The following is a 23,596-nucleotide window of genomic DNA, read 5'->3' as shown; positions in this document are numbered from 1 at the left end:
CTTGCCGCCGTCCCATCGGTGGCCGACGACGTGCGACGCTCTGGTTGTCCATGTTGCCGCCCTGTTGTCGACGCGTAGAGGAAGACATGTCCGAGGCCAGTGGTCAGCGACCCTCCGTCGCGTCCTACGCGCCGCGTCATCAACGGCAGGATTCGCCTCTTGCGTCGCTGCCCGAAGACCCGTTCGTACTCCCGGACCCGGTCGAGGAGCAGCTACGACGCTGGCGCGCCGAGCGGTCGAATCCCGCGCCCCCCACCGCCGAGGACGGTGATGCGGCCGAGCCGTCGCCCAACGGGCACGTGACCGTCCCGACCGAAGAGTCCGCACCCACCGACTCCGCACCCACCGGCTCCGCACCCACCGGCTCCGCACCCACCGGCTCCGCACCCACCGACGGCCCGCCCGTCGACTCCGAGCCGGCCGATCCCGCGTCCGCCGACGCGGCACCCACTGCCGAGGCGCGCGCTGCTGACGCACCCACAGCCGCGGGCCCGCCGGTGAGCACGCGCCCCGTCGAGTCGCCGCTGGATCCGTCGCCCGTCGCCCGTGCTTACGCGCCACCGCCGGTCTCGACGACCCCGCCGCCCCCACCCGCCGAACGGAACGGACATGTCGTCCGGCCGGCGCCGAACGGCGTGGCGGGACGGGTGGTCCCCGAGTGGCAGAGGGGACCCGTCGACGGGTCGGAGTCGCAGACCGTCGCATTCCCGGTGGCCGACCCGGTGCGTGAACCTGCGCCCGGTGACTCCGCAGGCATCGCCATCGAGGCGAGGAACCTGCACAAGAAGTTCAAGGACATGGTCGCGGTCGAGGATGTGAGCTTCACCGTCCCCGCGGGCAGCATCGTCGCGTTGCTCGGACCCAACGGCGCAGGCAAGACCACGACGGTGAACATGCTCTGCACGCTGCTCAAGCCCGACGGCGGGAGCGCCACGGTCAACGGCCACGACGTCTCGCACGACGCGGCCTCGGTCCGGAAGTCGATCATGCTCACCGGCCAGTTCGCCGCACTCGACGAGGCGCTCACGGGCCGCGAGAACCTGGTGCTGTTCGGACGCCTCCTGGGCCTGGAGAAGTCGGCCGCGCGGGTACGCGCCGACGAACTGCTCGATGCGTTCTCGTTGACCGACGTCGGCGGCAAACGTGTCCGCGAGTACTCGGGCGGCATGCGCCGCCGGATCGACATCGCCTGCGGCCTGGTCACCGCACCGAGGATCGTGTTCCTCGACGAGCCGACGACGGGGCTGGATCCGCGCAGCAGGCTGGAGGTGTGGTCGCTCGTCGAGAAGCTCCGCGACTCCGGCGTCACCATCCTGCTGACCACCCAGTACCTCGAAGAGGCCGACGTCCTGTCCGACAACATCGTCGTCATCGACAAGGGCCGGGTCATCGCCGAGGGAACCTCCGACGAGCTGAAGGCATCGACCGGTGCGGCCTACTGTGAGGTCACGCCGGCCGACCCCGCCGACCGTGCCCGACTCCGCGACACCCTGGCCGACCTCATCGCCGACCACGTGCAGAGCGCCGACGACCACTTCGTCGCGGTGCCGGCCCCCGATGGTCCGGAGACGCTCGTCGAGGTCATCCAACGCACGGCAGCCGCGGGTATCCCCCTCTCCGACGTCGCGATGCGCCGGCCTTCGCTGGACGAGGTGTTCCTGGCGTTGACCGACCCGCGGCGGGACCGGAGTTCCACCTGACATGACGACATCTGACGTACTGCGGTCGGGTGCGACGTCGGGGTCTCCGACGACCACGCTGATCGAGCCACGCGTGCGACCCGTGCAGCAATGGTGGGCGCTGTCGGGGCGCGGGATCTCCAAGGTCTTCCGGGGCGGCGAGGTCATCTTCGCCTTCATCTCGCCGGCGTTTCTCGCCATCTGTTTCTACGTGCCGCTGCGGAGCATCGTCGAGGTCGCGCCCGGCGTGAACTACGGCCAGTTCCTGATGCCCATCATCGTGCTGCAGTCGGTGAACTTCGCCGCGTCCTCGGCGGCGATGCGCGCGGCCTTCGACGGGGTGCAGGGAATCAACACCCGCTTCCGGGTGATGCCGATGTCGCCGCTGATCCCGATGCTGGCGCGGACCGCGACCAACGGTGTGCTGCTGGTGATCTCGCTCATATGCGCGGCCGTCGCCTGTCTGATCATCGACTGGCGGCCGGGCGGTGGGGTCTGGGGGACGCTCGGTCTGTTCGGCCTGGCCTTCCTGATCGGAGCCCTGTTCTCGTGGGCGGCCGACGGTCTCGGGCTCGTCGCCGGCAGCCCGGAGGCCACCAGCCAGGCCCTGGCCCTGCCGACCCTGATCCTGGGCATGATGTCCACCGGATTCGTGCCGCTGGAGCAGTTCCCGGAGTGGATTCAGCCGTTCGTGCGCAACCAGCCCATCTCGCAGTTCGCCGACTCGATGCGTGCCCTCGACGCCGGGACCGCCACCTGGCACCAGTTGCAGCCGTCGCTGTGGTGGTGCGCGGGGCTGGCCGCGACCGCACTGGCGTTGCTGGCCGTCAGCACGCGGAGGACTCGCTGATGAGCGCCGCCGGAGTGGGCGCCTCCACTGCGGAATCGACCGCGCAGCGGCATTTTCTGACGACCGCGCCCACCGACGTGCCGACGGAGTCCTCGTTCCGGGCGTGGTGGCGTCAGAGTCTGCCGCTGGCCGGCAGACAGATCGTGGTGTTCGTCCGCGACGTCCCGACGCTGATGCAGGCGTTGCTGTTCCCGGCGCTCAGCATGCTCATGTTCAAGGTCGTGCTCGGCGACGCGATCGGGTCGGCGACGGGTCAGAACAGTGCGTACGGCACTGTGCCGCTGGTCATCCTCGTCGGCGCGATGTTCGGCTCGATCGCCTCGGCGACCCGACTGAACCGGGAGCGGGCGACCGGACTGCTCGCCCGGCTGTATGTCCTGCCGATCCACCGGGCGGCGGACCTCACCTCGCGGGTGATGTCCGAATTGGTGCGGATCCTGGTCACGACGCTCATCCTCCTCGCCGCCGGCCACCTCATCGGATTCCGATTCACGCAGGGGCTGGGTTCGGCGATCGGGCTCGTGCTGGTCGCGCTGGCCTACGGCACCGCCTTCGCGACCCTGACGCTGGCACTCGCCGTCAGCGCGCGCCCGGGCGCGCCGATCGTGCCGTATCTCGGTCTGGCCTCGAGTCTGTTGATGTTCTTCAACTCCGGCTTCTCCCCGATCAGTGCTTATCCGGAGTGGCTGCAACCGATCGTCGCGAATCAGCCCATGACACCGGCCATCGAGACGATGCGGGCGTTCGCGGCGGGTGGCCCCCTCGCCGAGAATCTCACGAAAGTCGCTGTTTGGACCGTGCTGATTCTGGTCATTTCCATTTATCCGGCTCTTCGCGGTTATCGGAAAGCCGCGAGGGACCGATGATCACGAACCGATCCCATACCGTCGGGGTAACGAATGACACCCGGTATGGCCCCAATGGGGTCGATGCCGAGCGTGTCAACATCCCCCGTCGGCACATCGGCGCTGGTCAGTGGCTCTTGTGCGGGATCGGACGGGATATCGGCGCCGTCCCCTCGCCACGCGCGGGCACGCCGAAGGGCGTAACAAGGAAGGTGGGTACGGCGATGGCATTCACAGAGGCTGGCCCTGCATCCCGGTTTCATCAGACCCCCTCGCGTGAAATAGGATGGAGATTCTGTGTCGGCGTCCGATGTGGAGGGTCTGAACGATTACCAACGGCAGTGTCGTGAGGTCTAATCGACTGCAGGACTAGCGAGGGAGTGTTCAGAGGACGTGGCAATCGCCGATTACCGTGCTGATACGCCGGGTGACGTGGACGAGACCATTGCGGTCCTTCCGCTCACCGCGGCGCAGCGCGGCATGTGGTTCGCCGAGTCGCTGTCGTCCGAGTACTCGGTCAACATCGCTCAGTATGTGGACATCCGCCATGCGCCGGGCGGATTGGACGTCGAACTCTTCGCACAGTGCTGTGTGGAGGTCGGCAAACTCGTCGAGTCGCCGTTCGTCCGTCTGACCGAGATCGACGGCATCCCGATGCAGTACGTCGACGTCGACTTCGACCAGACCGTGGACATCCTGGACTTCCGTGGCGAGCCCGACCCGGTCGCGGCGGCGATGGAATGGATGCAGGCGGAGTACCGGCAGCCGGTCGATCTCCTCAACGACCAGTTCATCATCGTCTCGATCCTGCTCATCTCGGACGAGCGCACGTTCTGGTACAACCGTGCCCACCACATCATCATCGACGGCTATGCCGCACTGTCGATCATGCGTCGCACCGTCGACCGCTACAACGCTCTCCGCCGGGGCGAGGAGCCGCGCGACAAGCCGCCGGCCACCATGGCCGACATCGTCGCCTATGAAGAGGCCTACCAGGGCAGCACACGGCGGGAGACCGACCGCGCACACTGGCTCGAACGCGTCGCGGATCTGCCGGAGCGGGTGACACTGTCGAAGGTCGGGACCTCCGGGTCGCTGTCCTTCGACAACGTCGTCGCCGGCGCCGCCCTGGACCCGGATCGGCAGCGCCGGTACGAGGCCCTCGCCGGGGAGTTGAACAGTTCCCTCGCGGTCGTGATGACCTCGGCGTTCGGCGCGTTCCTCGCGCGGATGAGCAACCACGACGACATCGTCCTGAGTCTTCCGGTCACCGGCCGTGCCACCGCCAAGATCAAGATCTCCGGTGGCATGGTGTCCAACATCCTGCCGATCCGGCTGCGCGAGGTGTCGTCGAAGTCGGTCCGCGAGCTGATCGCGACCGCGCAGCTCGAACTGACCGGCGCGCTGCGCCACCAGCGGTACCGGTCCGACGACATCCGTCGCGACGCCGGTCTCGACCAGAGTTCGGTCTCCTTCGGACCCACCATCAACATGGTGTTCTTCGACGAGCAGGTCGCCATCGACGGCACCGACATGGAGTACCGCATCCTCACGTCGGGCATCCTCGAGGACCTCCTGATCAACCTGTATCAGTCGAGTCCCGGTTCCCCGCTCGTCGTCGACCTGCACGGCAACCCGCACCTGTACTCACCGGCCGAACTCGAAGCGCTGCACGGGCGATTCCTGACGTTCCTCGACCGGTTCCTGTCGAGCGAGGCGCTCGACACCCCCGTCGCCGATGTCGACTTGCTCGTGGACAGCGATCACCGGCTCCTCGACGCACTCCCGCAGTCACTGCCGCGGGCGACCACACCGACCCTGGTCGAGGTGTTCGACGAGGTCGCGACCGCCCACCGTCATCGGGGTGCGGTCTCCGACGCCGACGGTGTGACCCTGAGTTACGCCGAACTCGCGAGCCGTTCGGACGCGATGGCGCGATCGCTCGTCGCACGTGGGATCGGGGCGGGCGATCTGGTGGGTGTGGCGACGGCGCGCGACACGAGCCTCGTGGTCGTCATGCTGGCCGTGCTCAAGGCCGGCGCGGGATACCTGCCGCTGGACACCGGCAACCCGGAAGAACGCCTGCGCTACATCATCGACGACGCCGCCCCGGCGTGCCTGGTCGTCTCCGACGGCGACCGGCCCGGATGGGCAGGGGAGTGCGAGGTCGTCGAGACCGGCCGGCTCCTCGCCGAGGCGCAGACACCGGGAGCCGTCGCGGTCGAAGTGCCGCGCGGTCCGGCGACGCCCGAGGCGACGGCCTATGTCATCTACACCTCCGGATCGACCGGGGCGCCCAAGGGCGTCGAGATCGTGCACCGCAACGTGGTCACGCTGCTCGACGCGGCGTCGGCCGACTTCGACTTCACGCCCGAGGACGTCTGGTCGGTCTTCCACTCCTACGCCTTCGACTTCTCCGTGTGGGAGATCTTCGGGCCATTGCTCACCGGTGGACGCGCGGTGATCGTGGATCGGATGGTCGCCCGCGCGCCCGCCGAGTTCCTGCAGCTGCTCGCCGACGAGCAGATCACGGTCGCATCCCTGACGCCCTCGGCGTTCAGCATCGTGGCCGACGTCCGCCGCCGGACCGGGACGCCATTGGCGTTGCGCTACATCGTCTTCGGCGGCGAGGAACTGCGCTTCGACGAGGTGCACAACTGGTACGAGTCGTTCGGCGACGAGATCGAACTCGTCAACATGTACGGCATCACCGAGACGACGGTCCATGTCACCTACCGTCCGCTCGATCCCGATCTCGTGCGCGGCGAGAGCGCCAGCCTCATCGGCCGTCCGTTGAACTCGTTGGGCGTTCGGGTTCTCGACAACCGCCTGCGTCCGGTGCCCGAGGGCGCCGTCGGCGAGATCTACGTCGTCGGTGACCAACTCGCGCGCGGATATCGTCATCGCCACGGACTCACCGCAACCCGGTTCGTCGCCGACCCGCACGGGACCGGCGGGCGGATGTACCGCTCCGGCGACCTCGGCCGGCGGATCGGTACCGACGTGCAGTATCTGGGGCGCGCCGACACGCAGGTGCAGCTGCGGGGCTTCCGGGTCGAGCTGGGAGAGGTCGAGACGGCGCTGCGCGCGGTCGACGGGGTCACCGCGGCGGCCGCGGTCGTCACCGACGCGGCCTCGGCGGGCGGGGCGAAGCTCGTCGGTTACGCGGTCACCGAAATCGGTGGCGGGCTCGACGAATCCGCCATCCGTGAGCAGGTCCGCGCCCATGTGCCCGGGTACATGGTGCCCGATGTCGTCATGTTGATCGACGAGCTGCCCCTCACCGCGAACGGCAAGCTGAACCGGCACGCGCTGCCCGCTCCGGTGTTCGCGCGTGACGAACGGATCGCCTACGTCGCGCCGTCGACCCCGCGTGAACGCGAAGTGGTCGCGATCGTCGAAGAGCTGCTCGACATCGAACCGATCGGGTTGCAGGACAACATCTTCGCGCTCGGTGCCGATTCGCTGACCGCGGCCCGGCTGGCATCGCGGCTGCGTACCGTCGCCGGCCTCGACATCAAGCTGGCCAACGTCTTCGAGAGTCAGAGCCTCGGCGACATCATCCGGGTCGCGACACCGGTCACCGAGGACGCCGCCGGCCGCCGGCCGGAGCTCCTGCCGCAGCGGCGCCCGGACCGGATTCCGTTGGCATTCAGCCAGCGTCGTCTCTGGTTCATCAACCGGCTCGACCCGACCTCGGCGGCCTACAACATCCCGGGAGCGGTCCGGCTCGGCGCCGACGTCGACGCCGCCGCGCTGGCCGCCGCGATCGACGACGTCATCGCGCGACACGAGCCGTTGCGGACCACGTTCCCGGACGAGGACGGGGAGACCTTCCAGTTCATCCACTCGGCGGAGGCGGCCGCCGCGGCCCGACTGTTCGACGTGGTCGACGTGGCGCCGGTGGACACCGAACGCCGACTCGCCGACTTCGCCGTGACCGGCTTCGACCTGAACTACGAATATCCGGTCCGCGCACGACTTTTCCGCGCCGTGGCGCCCGACGGAACGCTCGACCACGTCCTGATCGTCGTCATGCACCACATCATCGGCGACGGTGCCTCGCTCGGTCCGCTGATCACCGACGTCCTGACTGCGTACGCCGCCCGGCTCGCCCACCAGCAGCCCGCCTGGCGTCCGCTGCCGGTGCAGTACGCCGACTACGCGTTGTGGCAGCGCGAGGTCCTGGGGGAGGCCGCCGACGAGACCTCGCTGATGTCGGCGCAGCTCGACTTCTGGCGCACCGAACTGGCGGGGATGCCCGAACTCATCTCCTTGCCCACCGACCGGGCACGACCGATCCGGCCCTCCGGTGCAGGCGGTTTCGTCGACACCTTGCTCGACGCCGACACCGTCGCCCGGCTGCACGCGGTGGCCGCCCAGCACGGTGTGACCGTCTTCGCGATCTTCCACGCCGCGCTCGCCGTGGTGCTGTCGCGCCTCAGCGGCAGCGACGACGTGGCCATCGGCACCGCGATCGCGGGTCGGGACGAGCCGGAGCTCACCGACCTGATCGGCATGTTCGTCAACACCCTCGTGCTGCGCACCCGGGTGCACCCCGACACCGATCTCACCAGTCTGCTCAACGAGGCCAATCACACTCGCGCGCAAGCTCTCAGCAACGCCGACGTCCCCTTCGAGCAGGTCGTCGACGCGGTGGGGGCCCGGCGCTCCACGGCCCATTCCCCGCTCTTCCAGGTCGAACTGGTGATGCAGCACGACCAGGTCGAGCGGCTCTTCGAGGACGAGGCAGGCATCAGCCTCATCGACGCGCGTGCCCCGTTCGCCAAGTACGACCTCTCACTCAGCGTCGTCGAGTACTCCGACACCGGTGACCACGCCGGCCAGATCTCGGTGGCGTTCGGATACGCGCGTGATCTCTTCGACGAGTCCACCATCGAACGGTTCGCGCGTTACCTCCACGACGTTCTCGCCGCGATGGCCGGCTCGCTCGAGGCCGACGATGCGGGCCGGACACTGCGCGTCGACGACCTCTTCGCGTTCCCCGAGGCCGAGGTGGACACGGTTCGGGGGTGGTCACGCGGCGCTTCGCACGAGCTGACCGCGCCCGATCTGGCTTCCGCGCTGCTCGCCGGGTACCGGCAGGACCCCGACGCGGTTGCGCTGGTGTTCGCCGACCGTGAACTCACCTACGCCGAATTCGCCACGCGGGCAACGGCTCTGGCCCGTCAGCTCATCGACGACGGCGTTGGTCCGGATGTCGCGGTGGCCGTGTGCATCCCGCGTTCGGTGGAACTGCTGGTCGCGGTGCACGCGATCGTGCTCGCCGGTGGCCAGTACGTGCCGCTCGACACCGAGGCGCCGGTCGATCGTGCCGACTACATGCTCGAGACCGCCGGTGCACGGCGCGTACTGGTCGGGCCGGGGACTCGCCCCGCAGTGATCGACGACCTCGCCGACCGCGTGACCGTCACCTCGGTCGACGCCTCGGTCGATGCGGATGCGCAGGGCGGAACCTTCACGCCGGACGAGCGTCGCGGAATCCTTGGACCGGAGAACGCCGCGTACACGATCTTCACCTCCGGCTCCACCGGACGGCCCAAGGGCGTCGTCGTGTCGCATCGCGCGATCGTCAACCGACTCGACTGGATGCAGGAGCACTACACCCTCACCCAGCGCGACGTGGTGCTGCAGAAGACGCCGGTGACATTCGACGTGTCGGTCTGGGAGCTGTTCTGGCCCTTCATCTCCGGGTCCCGACTCGTGGTCGCGGTGCCCGGCGGACACGGCGACCCGTCCTATCTCGTCGACATCATCCAGCGCGAGGACGTCACGACGCTGCACTTCGTGCCGTCGATGCTGTCCACCTTCCTCGACGTCGTCGGCGCGGACCGGCTCGCCGAGCTGAGCTCGTTGCGTCAGGTGTTCACCTCAGGTGAGGCCCTGACCGCCGCGACCGCGGGTGGTCTGCGCACCGCCTTGCCCGCCGTCGGGCTGCACAACCTGTACGGGCCGACCGAAGCCGCCGTCGACGTCACCGAACACAACGTCCGCGGCTCGGAGACCGTCGTACCGATCGGTCGGCCGGTGCCGAACACGACGATCCACATCCTCGACCACCGGCTGCGGCCCCTGCCGGTCGGTGTGCCCGGCGAGATCTACCTCGGCGGCGTCCAGCTGGCCCGCGGATACGTGTCGCAGGGCCGGCTCAGTGCCGAACGCTTCGTCGCCGACCCGTACGGCCCGCCCGGGTCGCGGCTGTACCGCACCGGCGATCTCGGCAAGTGGAACCCGGCAGGGGAGATCGAGTACCTGGGCCGCAACGACTTCCAGGTGAAGTTGCGCGGTCAGCGACTGGAGCTCGGCGAGATCGAGTCGGCGCTGATGTCGGTACCCGGCATCGTCCACACGGCGGTGACGGTCGCCGATCTGGCCGCCGGACAGAGCCTCGTGGCCTACTACTCGCCCGACTCCGTCACCCCCGCCGACGCCCAGGCGCACCTGAACGGCACCGTGCCGGAGTTCATGGTGCCGACGATCTGGATGCCGCTGTCGACCATGCCGCTGAACTCGGCGGGCAAGGTCGATCGCAAGGCGCTGCCCGCCCCGGTGATCGAGACCGCCGAATTCGTGCCGCCGAGCACCGAGACCGAACGGGTGATCGCGCGGGTGTTCGCCGACGTGCTCGGCGTCGATCGGATCAGCGTGGCCGAGTCGTTCTTCGACCTCGGCGGCAACTCGCTGAGCGCGACGAAGGTGGCGGCTCGGTTGTCAGCCGACCTGGAGGTCGACATCCCGGTCGCCGCGGTGTTCGACGCGCCGTCCGTGCGGGCGATGGCGACGTTCGCCAGCGACCACGGGACCCCGTCGCGCCGCCCGCGTCTGGCAGCACGCGCGCACGGAGACCGGGCGCCGCTGTCCGCAGTGCAGCGCGGGATGTGGCTGATCAACCGCGCCGATCCGGCGTCGCCGGCCTACAACGTCGCGATGGCGCTGCGCTTGTCCGGACAGCTGGACACCGACGCGATCGGCGCCGCGATCGAGGACCTCATCGAGCGCCACGAGTCGATGCGGACGCGTTATCCGCTCGTCGACGGCGAGCCGATCCAGCTCGTGCTCGATCGGGATGCCGCGCTGGAGTTGCTCGAGCGCAGCGTCGTCGACGTCGACGGCGATCCGGTCCCGGTGATCGCGGACTTCACCGGACGCGGTTTCGACGTCACCGTCGCACCGCCGCTGCGGATGATGTTGCTGCGGCTCACCGAGACCGAGCACATCCTGGTGTTCGTCGTGCATCACATCACCGCCGACGGCGCCTCGATGCTGCCGCTGGCCACCGATGTGATGACCGCGTACTCCGCGCGGGTGGCCGGTCGTCGACCGGATTGGCCGCCGCTCGCGGTCCAATACCTGGACTACACGCTGTGGCAGCAGGAGGCCCTCGCCGTTTCCGGACCCGACGGGACGACCGAGGCGGGCCGCCAGCTCGCGTACTGGACCGACCGGCTCCGCAACGCGCCGGCCCGGCTGGAGTTGCCGACCGATCGCCCCCGCCCGCGGACACCGTCCTTCGTCGGCGAGGAGGTGCGGTTCGACATCGACGGCGGCCTGGTGCACAAGCTGGAGGCCGTCGCGCGCCAGCACAACGCGACGCTGTTCATGGTGATGCAGACCGCACTGGTGGTGTTGCTGAGCCGGCTGACCACCCAGCGCGACATCGTGATCGGCACGCCGTTCGCCGGGCGGGGTCAGCCCGAACTCGACGGCGTGGTCGGCATGTTCGTGAACACCCTGGCCCTGCGGTCGCGACTCCAGGACGAGGAGAAGTTCGCCGAGCTCCTGCAGCGTGTCCGCGACGAGGATCTGGCCGACATGGCGAACGCCGAAATCGCGTTCGATACGATCGTGTCATCTGTACTTCCCTCGCCGCCCACCAGTTACAACCCGATCTATCAGGTGATGTTCGCCTACCAGAACTTCACCATCCCCACGCTCGACATGGATTCGATGACGATCGCGCCGGTATCCGAGCAGTTGACCCCAGCCAAGGTGGATCTCCAGCTCACATTGTTCCCGGACGACTTCGTTGCACCGGCAGCAAAGGACGCTGATTCAATGACGGGCCAGTTGATCTACGCCGCCGACATCTTCACCAAGGGCACTGTCGAGACGTACGCGCAGCGCTATCTGCGCGTCCTCGAGGAGGTGTCGGAGAACCCGCAGGTGTTGGTGGGGGACATCGACATCGCCACCGCCGCCGAGCAGACCGCGGCCAGTGCGGTCGCCGACGCCGAACTCGCCGTCGCACTGCCCGATCTCGTCGCCCGGGCCGTGGCCGCACAGCCCGATGCGGTCGCCGCCGCGCACCAGGGGGCAGAGGTAACGTTCGCGGTGCTGTCGTCGATCAGTGATGCGATGGCTGCCGCTCTCCCCGACCCGGACTCTGCCCTCACCACCGCGCTGATGAGCCTGTTGCCGGGCCTGGCGGTGTCGGGGCCCGATGCGCTCGGTGATGTGCTGGGCGAACTCCGCGCCAACGCACTCCGAGTGGTGGACGGCGCGATGTCGGGAGCCGGGTCCCGCGGGAACGAAGCAGTGCAGTCGACCAAAGGAATGACTCAGACGTGACCGATGTCGATTCAACGGCCTCCAACATCTCTCTCACCTGGGGCTCGCGGCCTTCGACACTGCACCTGATCGCCTTCTCGGCCGGCGTCGCACCCTCCGAGACCGCCTACGAGGCGGCGTCCGGCCCGGTCACGTTCGGCGAGCTGTATGCGCGCGTGTCGGCGACGGCCGGCGTCTTCATCGCCCAGGGACTCGACACCGAGGCCGCGGTCGGCGCCGGGGTCACCCAGACCGAGGCCGCGCCCGGACGTGCGCCGGCCGAGATCGCCGACGCCACCCGGCGCGCGATCGCGCTGATCCGCGAGCGGGCGCTCGGACTGATCGGCAGCACCGATCTCGGTTCCCTGCCCGGACTGTTCCGCTCCGCCGTCGCGCGCCACGCCGCGCGGCCCGCGGTCAGCGACGCGACCGGCGCCGTGCTGTCCTACCGCGAGCTCGACGAGCGGTCCGACGCGCTGGCCGACGGACTCCGCACGGCCGGTGCCGGCCCGGGCAGCCTCGTCGGCGTCGCGCTCCCACGCCGGACAGACCTGATCGTGGCCCTGCTGGCCGTCCTCAAGACCGGAGCGGCGTACCTGCCGCTCGACCGCTCCCAGCCGGTCGCCCGCGCACAGTCGATCATCGACGACGCGGCGCCGCTGCTGGTGCTCGCCGACCCCGAGCTCGCCGCGACGTGGGATGTCATCGACGTCCGGTTCGTCACGACCGAGGACGTGATCCGAGCAGAGGGGGGACGGCTCTCCGCAGGCTCCGGGGCTCCTCAGGGAGCAGAGGGGGCAGCACGGACCGACTCGCTCGACGACCGGCTGCCGGCCTACCTGATCTACACCTCTGGTTCGACGGGCAAGCCGAAGGGCGTGGTCGTGTCGCACCGCGAGGTCGTCGCGCTGATGAAGGCCGCGTCCGAGGAGTTCTCGTTCGGCCCGGACGACGTCTGGACGCTGTTCCACTCCTACGCCTTCGACTTCTCGGTCTGGGAGATCTGGGGTCCCCTCGTCACCGGCGGACGCGTCGTCGTGGTCGAGCAGGACACCACGAGGGACCCGGAGGCCTTCGTCGATCTCCTCGAGACCGAGCGGGTAACGGTGCTGAGTCAGACGCCGTCGGCCTTCTACCAGCTCATCGCCGCACAGCGACACAGGCAGGCGTCACTCGCATTGCGCTACATCGTGTTCGGTGGCGAGGCGCTGAGTTTCGAGCAGGTCCGGCGCTGGTTCGACGACAATCCGGCAGATCCCGCGCAGCTGGTCAACATGTACGGCATCACCGAGACCACGGTGCATGTCAGCTACCGCGCGCTGGACCGCGACGCGGTGTCGGCCGGTGACGCGTCGTTCATCGGGCGACCGCTGTCGTCGCTGGACATCCACATCCTCGACTCGCGACTGCGACCGGTGCCCGAGGGTGTCATCGGCGAGATGTACGTCACCGGAACACAACTCGCGCAGGGCTATCTCCGGCGGGCCGGGCTCAGTGCCACGCGCTTCGTCGCGAACCCGTTCGCGCCCGACGGTTCCGGTGATCGCATGTACCGGACCGGCGACCTGGCGCGTCGCGTCGGTGACGACATCGAGTACCTCGGTCGCGGCGACGCCCAGGTCCAGCTCCGCGGCTTCCGCATCGAATACGGCGAGATCGAGGCCGCGCTCGTCGGCCTCGACGGGATCTCGGCCGGTGCGGCCAGCGTCGTGGACCTGTCCGACCGGGGTGAGATCCTCGCCGCCTACGTGGTTCCCGAGCCGGGCGTCGAGGTCGACGAACAACTCGTGCGTCGGCGTGTGGCGACCCTGGTGCCGGAGTACATGGTCCCCGACGTCGTCATGGCGGTCGAGCGGCTGCCGCTGACCCAGAACGGCAAGCTCGATCGCGGCGCACTCCCGCGCCCCGTACTCGCGTCGACAACCGAATTCGTGGCGCCCGAGAACGACACCGAGGCAGCCCTGCGGGACATCTTCGCGGAGGTGCTCGGTCTCGAGGACATCAGCGTCGTCGAGTCGGTGTTCGACGTCGGCGGCAACTCGCTGCTGGCCGCCCGCATCGTCGGCCGCGCCGCGGAGACGCTCGGCGTGGACCTCACGGTCCGTGACCTCTTCGACGCCCCGACGGTGCGCGACCTCGCGCTCGCCGCAGCCTCGAAGCGGCCGGGACTGCCCCCGATCGAACCCGTCGCCTCCCGCCCGGACCGCATCCCGCTGTCGCTCGCACAGCAGCGGATGTGGTTCATCAACCGGTTCGATCCGGCATCGCCCGCCTACAACATCCCGATGGTCCTGCGGCTGCAGGGCGGCGTCGACGCCGACGCCCTGCGCCAGGCGCTGCTCGACGTCATGACCCGCCACGAGGTCCTGCGTACCACCTATCCCGAAGCCGGCGGCGACGCCGCTCAGCTCGTCCACGAGCCGTCGTCGGCGGCCGCGATGCTCGACTGGCGCGAGGTGCCGGAATCGGCCCTGCCCGAGGTGATGCTCGGCGGATTCGATCTCGTCTCCGAACTGCCTGTGCGCGTGGGCTTCTCCCAGATCTCAGATTCCGAGGCGGTCCTCGGGATGGTCGTGCACCACATCGCGTGCGACGGTGAATCCCTCGCACCGCTGGTGACCGATCTGATCACCGCGTACACCGCGCGGGTGGCCGGGAACGCGCCCGACTTCCGGCCGCTGCCGGTCCAGATGGCCGACGTCGCCCTGTGGCAGCGCCGGGTGTTCGGCTCCGCGACCGACGACTCGTCGCTCATCGGTGCGCAGTTGCAGTACTGGGCGCGGCAGCTCGACGGGGCGCCCGACGTGCTGGAGTTGCCGACCGACCGACCGCGTCCGGCGGTGGCCTCGCAGCGCGGCGCGCGCATCGAGTTCAGTGTGCCGCAGGATGTTTCGGAGCGTGTCGCCCGTCTGGCGCGCGATCGCGGGCTGACCCCGTTCATGGTGGCGCATGCGGCGCTCGCGGTGCTGCTGTCGCGGCTGTCGGCGACCGAGGACGTCACCGTCGGCACGCCGATCGCCGGTCGCGGGCAGTCGATCCTCGACCCGATGGTCGGCATGTTCGTCAACACGCTGGTCCTCCGGACCGGGGTCGACCCGGCGGCCGGTTTCGGACGGTTGCTCGACGACGTCCGCCGGACCGATCTCGAGGCCTTCGCCAACGCGGACATCCCGTTCGAGGCGGTCGTCGAACGGGTGAACCCGTTGCGCACGGAGGCCTATGCACCGCTGGCCCAGGTGTGGCTCGCGTTCGACCAGTCGGCCATCGCCGATCTGGCCTCCCAGACGCTGACGATCGGGGAGGGCGGCGGACTGGCCGTGACCCCCGTCGAACCGCAGGATCTGTCCGCGCGGGTCGATCTGACCGTCGGGATCGCCGACAACGGGGACAACTGGCAGGGATCGGTGCTCTATGCGACCGACCTGTACGATGCCGGGTCGGTGCGTCTCTTCGCCGACCGGTTCGTTCGCCTCCTCGACACCCTGACTGCGGACCCCTCGGCTCCCGTCGGCGATGCGGACCTGATGACCGCAGCCGAACACGAGGCGCTCGCGCGCTGGGGCGGCGGTGCCGACACCGCTGCTCTGCCGGAGCCGGCCGTCACGGTCGCCGATGCACTGGCAGAGTCCTTCGCTCGCAATGCTTCCCGGGTGGCGATCCGGGCACACGGCCGCACTCTGGACTATGCCGAGTACGGTGCACTGGTCCACGCCTTCGCGCGGCGCCTCGTCGCCGACGGGGTCGGACCCGACGTGCCCGTCGCGGTCGGCGTGCCGCGATCGGTCGAGATGCTGGTGGCGATCCACGGGATCGTGCTCGCCGGCGGCACATACGTGCCGCTCGATCCGGAGGCGCCGGCGGATGTCGTGCGTCGGCAGCTCGCGCTCTCCGGGGCGTCGACGGTCGTCGTCGGCGGCGAGATCCCGGGCTGGGCCGAGTCACTGTCGCACCCGGGGACTCTCGTCACGGTCGATCTCGACTCGCTCGCCACCGCCGGCTCGGCTCGCGTGACAACTGCCGACCGTGTGGCACCCCTGCGCGGCGGACATCCGGTGTACACGTTGTTCACGTCCGGATCGACCGGGCAGCCCAAGGGCGTGACGGTCACGCATCGCGGCCTGCACGACATGCTGTCCTGGTTCGGTGCCTACACCGGCGACCCGGCGGACGAACGGGTGCTGGTCAAGACGCCGTACACCTTCGATGCGTCGGTCTGGGAGTTGTTCTGGCCCTTCGTCGCCGGCGCGACCGCCGTTGTCGCCGCGCCCGACGGCCACCGGGACCCGGCTCATCTGGCCCGCGTCATCGCCGACGAGCGGGTGACCTCCGTGCAGTTCGTCCCGTCGTTGCTCGCGGTGTTCCTCGACGAGACCTTCGATCCCGCCACCGGTCTGTCCTCGGTGCGCCAGATCTTCACCGGCGGTGAGGCACTCACCCCCGCGGTGGCCCAGCAGACCCTCGCGGCCGCCCCGCACGCGGTGATCGTGAACCAGTACGGCCCCACCGAGATGACCGTCGACGCGACGATCGCGACGCTGACCGAGCCGGTCGACGTCGTGACCGTCGGCCGGCCCGCGTCCGGCCTGACCGCACGCATCCTCGACGCACGTCTGCGCCCGGTCGCGCCCGGTGTGCCGGGCGAGCTGTACCTCGGTGGCGCGCAGATGGCCCGCGGCTATGCGTCCGCACCGGCCCTCACCGCCCAGTCGTTCGTCGCGGACCCGGCCGGACCCGCCGGTGCGCGGTTGTACCGCACCGGCGACCTCGCCCGCTGGCGCGCGGACGGAGACATCGAGTACCTCGGTCGGACCGACTTCCAGGTGAAGATCCACGGTCAGCGCATCGAACTCGGCGAGACCGAGGCCGTGCTGGCGGCGGCGCCGGGCGTGGTCTCGGTGGCCGCGGCGGTCACCACGACTCCCGCGGGCGATGCGCTCGTGGCCTACCTGACCGGTCACCCGGGTGACACCGTGGACGTCGAGGCCATCCGTGCCTTCGCGGGCGAGAGACTGCTCGCGCATCTGCGCCCCACGTTGTGGGTCGTCCTCGACGAGATGCCACGCAATGCCTCCGGCAAGGTGGACCGCCGGTCGCTGCCCGCACCGACCGTCGTCGAGTCCGAGGTCGTCGAGCCGGCGACCCCCGCCGAGCGCGCTCTCGCCGACGTCGTCGCGGAAGTGCTCGGAGCCGACCGGATCTCGGTGGTGGACTCCTTCTTCGACCTCGGCGGCAACTCGCTTGCCGCGATGCGGGTGGCGGCCCGGGCCGGTGCCGCTCTTGGCGTCGAGGTCAGTGTTCGCGACCTGTTCGACGCTCCCAGCGTGCGCGAACTGGCGCAGCGTGTCGCCGACCGCGTGCCCGGCCTCCCGCCGGTGACGGCGGTCTCCCCGCGACCGGACGCGATCCCGCTGTCGTATGCGCAGCAACGGATCTGGTTCATCAACCAGTTCGACACCGCGTCCGCGGCCTACAACATCCCGATCGCCCTGCGCCTGCGCGGCAAGCTCGATCTCGCGGCCCTGCGTGCGGCGATGGTCGACGTCGTCGAGCGTCAGGAAGTACTCCGGACGGTGTTCCCGTCGATCGACGGTGCTCCGCGACAGGTCATCGGGGACGTCGCCGGGGTCGGGGCCGAACTCGACTGGGCCATCGTCGACGACGAATCCGAGCTCTTCGCGGCTGCCGCCGGCGGCTTCGACGTCGCAGTGCAGCGACCCATCCGGATCCGGGTCCACCGCGTCGACGACCTCGAACACATCGTCCTCATCGTGATCCACCACATCGCCGGCGACGGCGAGTCGATGCGTCCGCTGGTCACCGACGTCGTGACGGCGTATGTCGCGCGCTCACAGGGGCGTTCGCCGGACTTCGCCGAGCTCGAGGTGCAGTTCGCCGATGTCGCGCTCTGGCAGCGTCGTGAACTCGGCTCGATCGACGACCCGGACTCGCGGGTGTCGGCTCAGGTCGACTACTGGCGCTCTGCGCTGGCCGGACTCCCCGAGGTGCTCGAGCTGCCCGCCGACCGCCCGCGTCCCAGGGTCGCGTCCATGGCAGGCGCCGAGGTGGGCTTCGAGATCGACTCGGCGACAGCGGGTCTCGTCCGCGAGCTCGCTGCCCAGCGCGGCGTGACCGAGTTCATGGTCATCCATGCGGCACTCGCGGTGCTGCTGTCGCGGCTCTCGGCCACCGACGACATCGCCATCGGCACCCCGATCGCCGGTCGCGGCGACGCCGCTCTGGACCCGCTGGTCGGGATGTTCGTGAACACGCTGGTCCTGCGTACCGTGGTCGACCCGGCGCAACGGTTCGCCGACCTCCTCGACGTGGTGCGGGTCACCGATCTCGATGCGTTCGCACATGCCGACGCGCCCTTCGAGGCGGTCGTCGACGCGCTCGCACCGTCCCGGTCCGAGGCGTTCGCCCCGCTCACCCAGATCCTGCTGACCGTCGACCCCACGCCCGCGGATCCGTCCACGCTCGTCGCCGACATCGACGACCTGGCCGTCGAAGTGGTGGAGACCGAGGAGAACTCGGCGAAGGTGGACCTGACGGTCGGTCTGCGCGGCGGACGCGGCGGGTCTTGGATCGGTCGCGTCAACTACGCCACCGACCTGTTCGACGAGGCGACGGTCGCGCGGATGATGGACCGTTTCGCCCGGTTGCTGCACGAGCTGGTCGCCGATCCGACCGTGCCGGTCGGGGACGCCGACCTGCTCGACACCGCCGAGCGCGACATGATCACCCCGGTCGGCCGCCGACCCGCGATCCCGGCCGTGCCGCTGGCGGAGCTGTTCGCCGCCGCGGTCCGGCGTGGCGGAACCGACCGCACCGCGGTCGTCGACCCCGACCGCACCCTCACCTACGGTGAACTCGACTCGGCGTCGAACCGGCTGGCTCGTCACCTGCTGGACCAGGGCATCGGCCGCGGAACGCTGGTGGCACTGGTGATCCCGCGTTCGGTCGACCTCATGGAGGCGATCTGGGCAGTCGCCAAGACCGGTGCCGGATACGTGCCGATCGACCCGGACTACCCGGCCGACCGTGTCGCACACATGATCTCGGACTCGGGTGCGACCATCGGGCTCACCCGGACCGGTGTTGCCGACGTGAGTGCTTTCGGGGGGCGCTGGATCGACCTCGACGCCGACGCGGACGCCGTGTCGGCGCACGACGACGCACCGGTCACCGACCTGGATCGCGGCGCCGCGGTGCGTACCGACGACACCGCCTACGTGATCTACACGTCGGGGTCGACCGGCTTGCCCAAGGGTGTGGCCGTGACCCACGGCGGCCTCGCGAACTTCGGTGCCGAGGCGGTCAAGAGGTCCGGGGTCACGCGGGAATCGCGTGTGCTCGGGTTCGCCTCACCGAGTTTCGACGCCTTCGTCCTCGAGTATCTGCTGGCCTTCACCGCGGGCGCGGCGGTCGTCTACCGCCACCGTGACGCGGTGGCCGGCGCGCCGCTCGCGGAGTTCATGCGCGAACAGCGGATCACCCACACGTTCCTGACCCCGACGGTGCTGTCGTCACTCGATCCCGCCGAACTCCCGCACCTGGAATCGGTGTGGGCGGGCGGCGAGGCCGTACCGGAGACGTTGCGCGACCGCTGGAGTCGATTCGTCGCCTTCCGCAATGTGTACGGCCCGACCGAGACCACGATCGTGATCACCGTCGCCCCGCCGACGCACGCCGGCGAACCGTTGTACATCGGGCCTCCCATCGACGGCATCGACCTGCTGGTGCTCGACGGTCGGCTCCGTCCCGTGCCGGTCGGGGTGGCGGGCGAACTCTACGTCAGCGGACCGGCTCTCGCGCGCGGCTACCTCGACCGCGCGAGTCTGACCGCCGAGCGGTTCGTCGCCGATCCCCACGGCGAGCCGGGGGAGCGGATGTACCGCACCGGCGACATCGTGCGGTGGGCTCGTGACCGAGACGGCGCGCTGACGGTCGACTACGTCGGACGCAGCGACGACCAGATCAAGCTCCGCGGTCTGCGCATCGAACTCGGTGAGATCGAGAACGTCCTGACCGATCACCCGTCCGTGGCCTCCGCGGTCGTCGTGGGGGTCGACGCCGACGGCGGACTCGCCGCGAGCGGACAGTCGGTGGTGGCCGCGCTGGCCGCCTACGTGGTGCCCCGCGACACCGTCGAGATCGCTTCGCTGCGCGAGCATCTCGCGGATCGGCTGCCCCTGTTCATGGTGCCCGCGAGCATCACCGTCCTCGACGCGCTCCCGCTGACCCCGGTGGGCAAGCTGGACCGCCGTGCGTTGCCCGCGCCCACGATCGAGGTCGAATCCGACCACGTGGAGCCCGAGAACGCGGTCGAGCAGCAGCTCGCCTCGATCATCGCCGGCCTGCTGGGGCTCGAACGCGTCAGCGTCACCGACTCGTTCTTCGCCCTCGGCGGCGACTCGATCATGTCCATCCAGGTCGCGTCGGCCTGTCGCGCGGCGGGTATCGACGTCTCACCGCGGGACATCTTCGAGCACAAGACGGTTCGCGCCATTGCCCGTGCCGTCGGCGCCCGCGGCGACCGGGTACCCGCCCTGGCGGAACTGCCCGGTGGCGGCGTCGGTCCGATGACCGTCCCGCCGGTGGTCTCCTGGGTCCTGGAACACACCGACGACGTCTCGGACTTCGCCGACTTCTCCCAGTCGATGGTGCTGACCGCACCCGAGGGGCTCACCGTCGAGATCGCGCAGGAACTCCTGGCGCAGGTGGTCGACGTCCACCCCATGCTGGGTGCCTCGGTCGAACCCGGCGGGAGCGCGGGCGACTGGCGGATGCGCACCGGCGTCGCGCCGCTGCATCCCGGTGCGGTGACCGCGATGACGAGTCCGGCGCCCGTCGGCGAACCCGGCTTCTCCGACACCGTCGTCGCCGCCTTCGAGGACGCCTCCGGCCGCCTCGACCCGACCGCCGGGCGGCTCGTCGCAGCCGTGCTGGTCAGCGCCCCGGACGGCGATGCGCGTCTCGTGGTCGTCATCCATCACCTCGGTGTCGACGCCGTCTCGTGGCGGGTGATCATCGAGGACCTGCTGACCGCCTGGGCGCAGCATCAAGGGGGCCAGGCGTATTCGCTGCGACCGGAGACGACCTCGGCGCGTGCGTTCACCGCGGCGCTCGACGCCCAGCGGGCCGGACGCTCGGACGAGTTGCGCTATTGGCTGGATCGGTCGCCGGAACGGGTCACCGACCTCGGTGGTGCCCTCGACCGTGCACGTGACCGCATGTCGACCACCGACACCGTCGTGCACACCGTCGGCTCGGCGGTCACCGAGGCGCTGCTGACGACGGTGCCGACCGCCTTCCGCGGCAACGTCAACGACGCCCTCGTCGCGGCGCTGGCGCGCGCGGTCCGGTCCTGGCAGCAGGCCCGGGAGATCGCTGATGACCAGCCGGTGACGTTGCTGCTCGAGGGCCACGGCCGGTACGAAGAAGCTCTGCTGCACGGAACCGATCCGCGGACCGTGGACCTGTCCCGGACCGTCGGGTGGTTCACCACCATCGCGCCGCTGGCCATCGACGTGCGCGGCGACTCCGTGCACACGGTCAAGGTCGCCAAGGAAGAGCGGGTCGGACAGCCCGACAACGGAATCGGCTACGGACTGCTGCGCTACGGCGACACCGAGCTGTCCCGTCGGCCGTTGCCGAGCATCGGGTTCAACTACCTCGGCAACGTCGCCGGGACCGCATCCACCGGCGAGAACGCCGCCGCGGACGATGCGGGCATGCCGTTCCTGCCCGACCCGGCGGCACCGCGACTCCCGGGCACGGTCACCGGCGCCATGGTCGTCCCGAATGTGTTGAGCATCAACGCCGGTACCGCGATCGGCCAGGACGGCCGGGAGTTCGTCGCCGGCTTCACCTTCCCGCGCGGGGTGCTCACCGCCGGCGATGTCGACGACCTCGCACGGCGCTGGGACTCCGAACTCGCGACGATCGTCGACGAGGTCGCCCGCGTCGGCGACCCGGGGCTCTCGCCGTCGGATGTCCTCGGCGCACGCGTCACCCAGGACGATCTCGATCACCTCGCCCGGCGGTATCCGGGTGCCGACGTGTGGCCGCTCTCGCCGTTGCAGCGGGGCCTGCAGTTCCAGGCCGAGCTCGCCGCGGCGGGCCGCGAGGCCGGGGCGGTGGATGTCTACACCGCGCAGGCGGTCGTCACGCTCAAGGGCGACGTCGACGCCGACCGTCTCGCCGAGGCCGTGCGCGAGGTCTTCGTCCGCCACCGTGTGCTGCGGTCCAGCTTCGTGCGCGTCCCCAGCGGTGAGGTCGTCGCGGTTGTTCCGGATACGGTCGACATCCCTTGGCGGACAGTTGATATCGAATCGACTGACACGCCGGGGGCCGGTGCCGGCCGGGACGGCGACAGCGGTGTCGCCGCGGTGGCCCAGGCCGAGCGCGTCACGCCGTTCGATCTCGAATCCGGCCCGCTCATGCGGTTCGTCCTCGTCCGCAGTGGCGCGCGGTCGACGCTGGTCGTCACCAGCCACCACATCCTGATCGACGGCTGGTCGAGCCCGCTGATCATGGCCGATCTGTTCGCGCTGTATGCCACCGGTCAGACCTACACCGGCACCGTCGCCGCCGAGGCCGGTGCGCAGGGGGACTATCTCGACTACCTGCGGTACATCGCCGCATCCGACACCGACGCGGGTCTGGCGGCGTGGCGCTCGGTACTGGCCGCGGTCGACGAGCCGACGCTTGTCGGCGCGGGCCGTGAGGCGACTTCCGATCAGCTGCCGCGCGACCACAGCGTACTGCTCCCGGCCGAGATCACCTCTGCCGTCGAGGATCTCACGCGTGCACGAGGGGTCACCGTCTCGACGGTGATGCAGTTCGCCTGGGCGGTGCTGCTGTCGCGCATCACCGGGCAGCAGTCGGTCGTCTTCGGCGAGACCGTCTCCGGTCGCCCAGCCGATCTGGACGGCGTCGAGACGATGGTCGGCCTCTTCATCAACACGCTGCCCGCCGTCGCGGATGTCGATCCGAACGCGCGGGCCGCCGACGTCCTCGACGCGCTGCAGGCCTCGAAGGTCGCGGTGCTCGACCACCAGCACCTCGGCTTGCCCGAGCTGACGGCCCTCGTCGGCCGCGGACAACTGTTCGACACCCTCGCGGTGCACGAGTCCTACCCGGTCGACGCCCAGTCGCTGAAGCAGGGGGCCGACGCGGGCGGCATCGGGATCGAGGATCTCGACGCGACCGACTCGACCCACTATCCGCTGAACCTGGTGACCGGCGTGGTCGGCGACCGCATCGAGCTCAAACTGAAGTACCTGCCCGCGGCCTTCGACGAGCGACAGGTGCAGGTGTACTCCGATGCGCTGGTCCAAATCCTGACCGGTGTCGTCGCGGATCCGGCCATCGAGGTCGGGGCGATCTCGCTGCTCGACGACGCGGAGTACCGCCGCGAGATCACACCGCCGGTCACCCGCACGGCGAACACGGACTCGTCGCTGGTGGAACTGTTCGGCCGTTCGGTGCTGGCACATGCCGACCGTCCGGCCGTCACCGACACCGAGACCTCGGTCGACTACCGCGAACTCGGCCGGCGGTCGGCGGCGATCGCCGCGTCCCTGCGGGCGCGAGGCGTCCGGTCCGGGGATCTCGTCGCCGTGGCGACGTCCCGGGGCGTCGATCTCGTC

General features: G+C 69.7%; 5 protein-coding genes (1 of these 5 running past the window's edge). All 5 read left to right on the top strand.

What is annotated here, in order from left to right; genetic code table 11:
- The first annotated feature begins 86 nt into the window (after window positions 1–86).
- On the top strand, window positions 87–1,700 hold the full coding sequence (locus AC3B6C_RS00950; RefSeq protein ID WP_488374605.1) for an ATP-binding cassette domain-containing protein: 1,614 nt from the start codon (window positions 87–89) through the stop codon (window positions 1,698–1,700).
- A 1-nt stretch (window position 1,701) separates the two neighbouring features.
- Window positions 1,702–2,529, top strand: a complete 828-nt coding sequence (locus tag AC3B6C_RS00945) for an ABC transporter permease (RefSeq protein ID WP_014927850.1) — start codon at window positions 1,702–1,704, stop codon at window positions 2,527–2,529.
- On the top strand, window positions 2,529–3,395 hold the full coding sequence (locus AC3B6C_RS00940; RefSeq protein WP_010842260.1) for an ABC transporter permease: 867 nt from the start codon (window positions 2,529–2,531) through the stop codon (window positions 3,393–3,395). Before AC3B6C_RS00945 ends, AC3B6C_RS00940 begins: the two co-directional genes overlap by 1 nt.
- A 372-nt stretch (window positions 3,396–3,767) precedes the next feature.
- Window positions 3,768–11,963 (top strand): amino acid adenylation domain-containing protein, encoded by an 8,196-nt coding sequence (locus tag AC3B6C_RS00935; protein WP_488374604.1) that lies wholly within the window; start codon window positions 3,768–3,770, stop codon window positions 11,961–11,963.
- On the top strand, window positions 11,960–23,596 hold the start of the coding sequence (locus tag AC3B6C_RS00930; RefSeq protein ID WP_488374603.1) for a non-ribosomal peptide synthase/polyketide synthase. 28,578 nt of this gene lie beyond the right edge of the window; only the first 11,637 of its 40,215 coding nucleotides appear in the window; its start codon is at window positions 11,960–11,962; its stop codon lies beyond the right edge, outside the window. Before AC3B6C_RS00935 ends, AC3B6C_RS00930 begins: the two co-directional genes overlap by 4 nt.

Source organism: Gordonia sp. 11cp (assembly GCF_057767225.1).
Note: the sequence above shows the minus strand (reverse complement) of the source record. Positions and strands in the feature narration are given on the sequence as shown.